This window comes from Halolamina salina (assembly GCF_042678005.1).
GTDB classification, from domain to species: Archaea; Halobacteriota; Halobacteria; order Halobacteriales; family Haloferacaceae; genus Halolamina; species Halolamina salina.
The window spans coordinates 1-421 of the sequence record NZ_JBHUDH010000107.1 but is presented as its reverse complement, the minus strand read 5'-3'; the positions used below and the strand labels follow the sequence as shown (position 1 = coordinate 421).

Sequence of the window (421 nt, the reverse complement as noted above, 5' to 3'; positions counted from 1 at the left end):
CTGGACCGGCGGGCCGTCGGCCGACGTCGCCGGCACCGGCGCCGTCTGTGCGTCCGGCGCACGCTGTGGCGCGAGCAGGCGGACCGGCGTGCCGGCCTCTCGGGCCAGCGCGAAGGAGAGCTCGCGTGCCTGTGTGTCCCCCGCGGGGTCGAGCAGCGTCCCCAACACTGGTCGACCGTCGGGGGTCCCATCCTCAGCCATGCTCCTAACGTCACCTCCCATCCACATAAGCGGCCCGCAGTAATTCCTCCACGACCGGCGCAGGCCAGAAATTCCGCCAATTTTCGGCTGTTCGGGCCTCGTGTGGCGCGTCCGTTAGTCGTCCAATACCGGGGGTCGAGCGCTGCCGAAGAGCGGCGCCGCGTCCCCGACTCAGAGCACGGACGGGACGGCGAGCGCGGCGATCCCGGCGACGTTCGGA

1 protein-coding gene is annotated in these 421 nt (G+C 71.3%); it reads right to left on the bottom strand.

What is annotated here, in order from left to right:
• Window positions 1-201 (bottom strand): hypothetical protein (locus ACFR9S_RS09605; RefSeq protein ID WP_379818506.1); only part of this gene is annotated, 201 nt, incomplete at its 3' end.
• Window positions 202-421: the final 220 nt, after the last annotated feature.